The organism is Actinomadura soli, assembly GCF_005889715.1.
In the GTDB taxonomy this organism is placed as follows: domain Bacteria; phylum Actinomycetota; class Actinomycetes; order Streptosporangiales; family Streptosporangiaceae; genus Spirillospora; species Spirillospora soli.
Window position 1 is genome coordinate 1 of record NZ_VCKW01000442.1, and the last position, 4,108, is coordinate 4,108.

Here is a 4,108-nt window from a genome sequence, read left to right on the forward strand (position 1 = left end):
TTGTCTTAGGGTCTCGTGGGCTCGGAGAGGTGTATAAGAGACAGTCCACCACCTCCGCCGCCGGGTTCACCGCGAAGGCGCCGTCTCCGCCCGAGCCGCGCTCGTCCGCCGCCCGGCAGGCCGCGCAGCGGGCGCTCGACGCGCTCGCCGGCCACGCCGGCGAGGTCCGCGCCGGGGACGGTCAGGCGTTCAAGGTCGTCCGGGTCCTGCTGGACCGCGACGGCGCCTCGCACACCCGGATGACGCGTACGTACGACGGCCTTCCGGTCCTGGGCGGGGACATCGTCGTCCACCAGTCGGCGTCCGGGGCGTGGCGCGGCAGCAGCGGCGCCCTCGCCGGAAGACCCGCCGCCTCCCGTCCCGAGGTCGGCGCCGCGACCGCCGAGAAGCGCGCCGTCGCCGGGCAGCGCAAGGCGGAGGGCTCGCCCGTGCTCGTCGTCGAGGCCCGCACCGCCGACCACCGGCCGCGGCTCGCCTGGCGCGTCCAGACGGTCGGCAGGCAGGCGGGCGGCACGCCGAGCCGCGTCCTCACGTCCGTGGACGCCGCGACCGGCAAGGTCCTGCTGCGCGAGGAGATGATCCGCACCGAGGCGGGCGACGGCAAGTCGCTCTACACCGGGACCGTTCCGCTGGAGACGACGAGGTCCGGCGGGACGTACCAGCTGAAGGACCCGTCCCGCGGCGGCACCTACACCGGCGACGCCGAGAACGAGACCGACCTCTGCGTCCTCGTCTGGTGCCTGCGGCGCGCCCCGGCGACCGTCTTCACCGACGCCGACAACCACTGGGGCAGCGGCACCACCGCGAACCGCGCCACCGTCGCCGTCGACGCCCAGTTCGGCACCAGCATGACCTGGGACTTCTACAAGAAGGTCTTCGGGCGCAGCGGAATCAACGGCGACGGCAAGGGGTCGTTCAACCGCGTCCACTACGGCGACGGCTACGCCAACGCGTTCTGGGACGACTCGTGCTTCTGCATGACCTACGGCGACGGCGACGGCACGAACCTCGGGCCGCTCACCTCCCTGGACGTCGCCGCGCACGAGATGAGCCACGGCGTCACCAGCGCGACCGCGAACCTCACCTACAGCGGCGAGCCCGGCGGGCTGAACGAGGCGACGTCCGACATCATGGCCGCCGCCGTCGAGTTCTACGCGGGCAACCCGGCCGACGCCGGCGACTACCTGGTCGGCGAGGAGGTCGTCCTGCCCGGCTTCGGCAGGCGCGCGCTGCGCTTCATGGACAGGCCCAGCAGGGACGGCAGCTCCCACGACGCGTGGTCGGCCGAGACCAAGAACGTCGACGTGCACTACTCGTCGGGCGTCGCCAACCACTTCTTCTACCTGCTGGCGGAGGGCAGCGGCGCGAAGACGATCAACGGCGTCGCCTATGACAGCCCCACGTCCAACGGCTCCACGGTCAAGGGCATCGGCCGGGACGCCGCCACGAGGATCTGGTACCGGGCGCTGACCACGTACATGACGTCCTCGACCGACTACAAGGCCGCTCGCGTCGCGACCTTGGCCGCGGCCAAGGACCTCCATGGCGCGGGCAGCACGCAGTACACCACCGTGGCCGCCGCGTGGTCCGCGGTGAACGTCGGCTGACGGCCCTGATCAGGGGCCCGGGGGACGTTCCCGGGCCCCTATCGGGTGGTTCATGATCTGCGCCGCGCGGCCATACGACAGAATCGGGGCATGGCTACGACACGTACCGCAAACGCGCACTGGGAAGGGCCGCTGCTCAGCGGCCAGGGGACCGTCTCGCTGGACTCCTCGAAGCTCGGCACCTACGACGTGACCTGGGCATCGCGGTCCGAGGAGCCGGGCGGCCGGACGAGCCCCGAGGAGCTCATCGCCGCCGCGCACTCCACCTGCTACTCGATGGCGCTCTCGCACGGTCTCGCCGGCGCCGGGACGCCGCCCGACAAGGTGGACACCAAGGCCGAGGTCACGTTCCAGCCGGGCGAGGGCATCACCGGCATCCACCTGACCGTCCGGGCGAGCGTGCCCGGCCTGTCCGCGGCCGACTTCGAGAAGGCCGCGCAGGACGCCAAGGCCGGCTGCCCGGTCAGCAAGGCCCTCACGGGCACCACCATCACCCTCGACGCCGCCCTGGTCTGACCAGGGGGCGTCAGCCGCGGGCGGCGGCCGGTTCCACCAGGTTGGGGACCGCGCCGCCGTACCTGCGGTCCCTGGACGCGTAGAGCTCGCACGCGTGCCAGAAGTGGCGGCGGTCGAAGTCCGGCCAGAGGGTGTCGAGGAAGACCATCTCCGCGTACGCCGACTGCCACAGCAGGAAGTTGGACGTGCGCTGCTCGCCCGACGAGCGCAGGAACAGGTCCACGTCCGGGATGCCGGGCTCGTCCAGGTAGCGGGCGAAGACCTTCTCGGTGATCTTGTCGGGGTTGAGCCGGCCGTCCCGGACGTCGCGAGCCAGCGCGGCGGCGGCGTCCGCGATCTCGGCGCGGCCGCCGTAGTTCACGCAGAACTGCAGGGTGAGGACGTCGTTGTCGCGCGTCATCTCCTCCGCCGTCTCCAGCTCCTTGATCACGCTGCGCCACAGCCGCGGCCGCCGGCCCGCCCACCGGACCCGGACGCCCATCGAGTGGAGCTGGTCGCGGCGGCGGCGGATCACGTCCCGGTTGAAGCCCATGAGGAAGCGCACCTCGTCCGGCGACCGCTTCCAGTTCTCGGTGGAGAACGCGTACGCCGACAGGTACGGGACGCCCAGCTCGATCGCGCCCATGATCACGTCGAAGAGCGAGTCCTCGCCGCGCTTGTGCCCCTCGGTGCGCGGCAGCCCGCGCTCCTTGGCCCAGCGGCCGTTGCCGTCCATGACGATGGCGACGTGCCGCGGCACCAGCTCCGCCGGGATCGGGGGCGGGACGGCGCCGTCCCGATGCGGCTCCGGACGCGAAACGGCCCTTCTCAAACTCTCTCCCTGGTGGTGTCGGTGGTCCCGAAGTCGTCGCTGTCGCGCTCCGCGTGCCCGTCGCGGTCATCGCGCTCCGCGTGCCCGTCGCGGTCATCGCGCTCCGCGTGCCCGTCGCGGTCGTCGCGTTCCACATGGCGCAGGGAGCGGATCCCGTGCTCCAGATGCCACTGGAGGTAGGCGGCGACGAGGCCGCTGGTCTCCGTCCGGTGGCGCTGCTCGCTGCCGTCGGCGTACTCCCAGTCGCCGCGCAGCAGCGCCAGCATCAGCGCGAAGGTCGGCGGCGCCGGGGTCGCGGCGCCCGGCTGCCGGCAGCCCGCGCAGACCGCGCCGCCCGCCGCGATGGCGAACCCGCGCAGCCCGCCGCGGTGGCCGCAACGGCAGCACTCGTCGAGCGCGGGCGCCCACCCGGCGACCGAGAGTGAGCGCAGCAGGAACGCGTCCAGGACGAGCCGCGGGTCGTGGGAGCGCTCGGCGAGCGTCCGCAGCCCGCCGACGAGGAGCAGGAACTGCCGCAGCGCGGGCTCGCCCTCCTCGCCGGCGAGCTTGTCCGCGGTCTCCAGCATCGCCGTCCCGGCCGTGTAGCGGGGATAGTCGGCGACGAGTGCCTCCCCGTACGGGCGCAGCGTCTCCGCCTGCGTGATCAGGTCGAGCGAGCGCCGCTCGTAAAGCTGCAGGTCCACATGGGTGAACGGCTCCAGCCGCGCCCCGAACCGGGACTTGGTCTTGCGGACCCCCTTCGCCGCGGCGCGGATCCGGCCGGTGCGCCGGGTCAGCACCGTCACGATGCGGTCGGCCTCGCCCAGCTTCTGGGTGCGCAGGACGATGCCTTCGTCGCGGTAGAGGGTCACCCGTTCATTCTGACGCACGTCACCGCGTGCCTCGCGCCAAGCCGGGGCATCTCCCCAGCTTCTCCACAAGTCCCCCGGCCCGTGTCCGTAGCGCCGGATAACAATTACGTACCGTGACCGGATTCGGCCGTAGCGTCATGGCGAAAGTTGTGGCTCGGATCACAGGGAGCTGGCAGCGTTGTGGCATGAGATGCCACATCGTGCCGCCGCACATGCTGGAACGCATCGCCCACGACGCCGACGATCCGGCCATCCGCGCCCGCGCCCGCCGAACCCTGGCCCTCAGCTCCCTGCTGGCCACCGAACGCCGGACGCTCCCGGCC

Annotated in this window: 5 protein-coding genes; 3 read left to right on the plus strand and 2 right to left on the minus strand. The window is 72.2% G+C overall.

Features of this window, described 5'->3' with window-relative positions:
• The first annotated feature begins 29 nt into the window (after positions 1 to 29).
• Together ETD83_RS40120 and ETD83_RS40125 are read left to right on the plus strand one after the other, a co-directional pair.
• Entirely contained in the window at positions 30 to 1,607 is a 1,578-nt protein-coding gene (locus ETD83_RS40120; protein ID WP_205718159.1) for a M4 family metallopeptidase, read from the plus strand.
• Between the two features lie 90 nt (positions 1,608 to 1,697).
• Positions 1,698 to 2,123: an OsmC family protein gene (locus ETD83_RS40125; RefSeq protein WP_138650486.1), complete on the plus strand. Its 426-nt coding sequence runs from the start codon at positions 1,698 to 1,700 to the stop codon at positions 2,121 to 2,123.
• Between the two features lie 10 nt (positions 2,124 to 2,133).
• On the opposite strand, the gene ETD83_RS40130 is transcribed toward ETD83_RS40125, so the two are convergent.
• Both ETD83_RS40130 and recO read right to left on the minus strand, forming a co-directional pair.
• On the minus strand, positions 2,134 to 2,934 hold the full coding sequence (locus ETD83_RS40130; protein ID WP_138650487.1) for an isoprenyl transferase: 801 nt from the start codon (positions 2,932 to 2,934) through the stop codon (positions 2,134 to 2,136).
• On the minus strand, positions 2,931 to 3,785 hold the full coding sequence (gene recO, locus ETD83_RS40135) for a DNA repair protein RecO (RefSeq protein WP_230421508.1): 855 nt from the start codon (positions 3,783 to 3,785) through the stop codon (positions 2,931 to 2,933). Before recO ends, ETD83_RS40130 begins: the two co-directional genes overlap by 4 nt.
• 185 nt (positions 3,786 to 3,970) lie before the next feature.
• Between recO and ETD83_RS40140 the strand changes: the two genes are divergently transcribed.
• Positions 3,971 to 4,108 (plus strand): protealysin propeptide domain-containing protein (locus ETD83_RS40140; protein ID WP_329603067.1); only part of this gene is annotated, 138 nt, incomplete at its 3' end.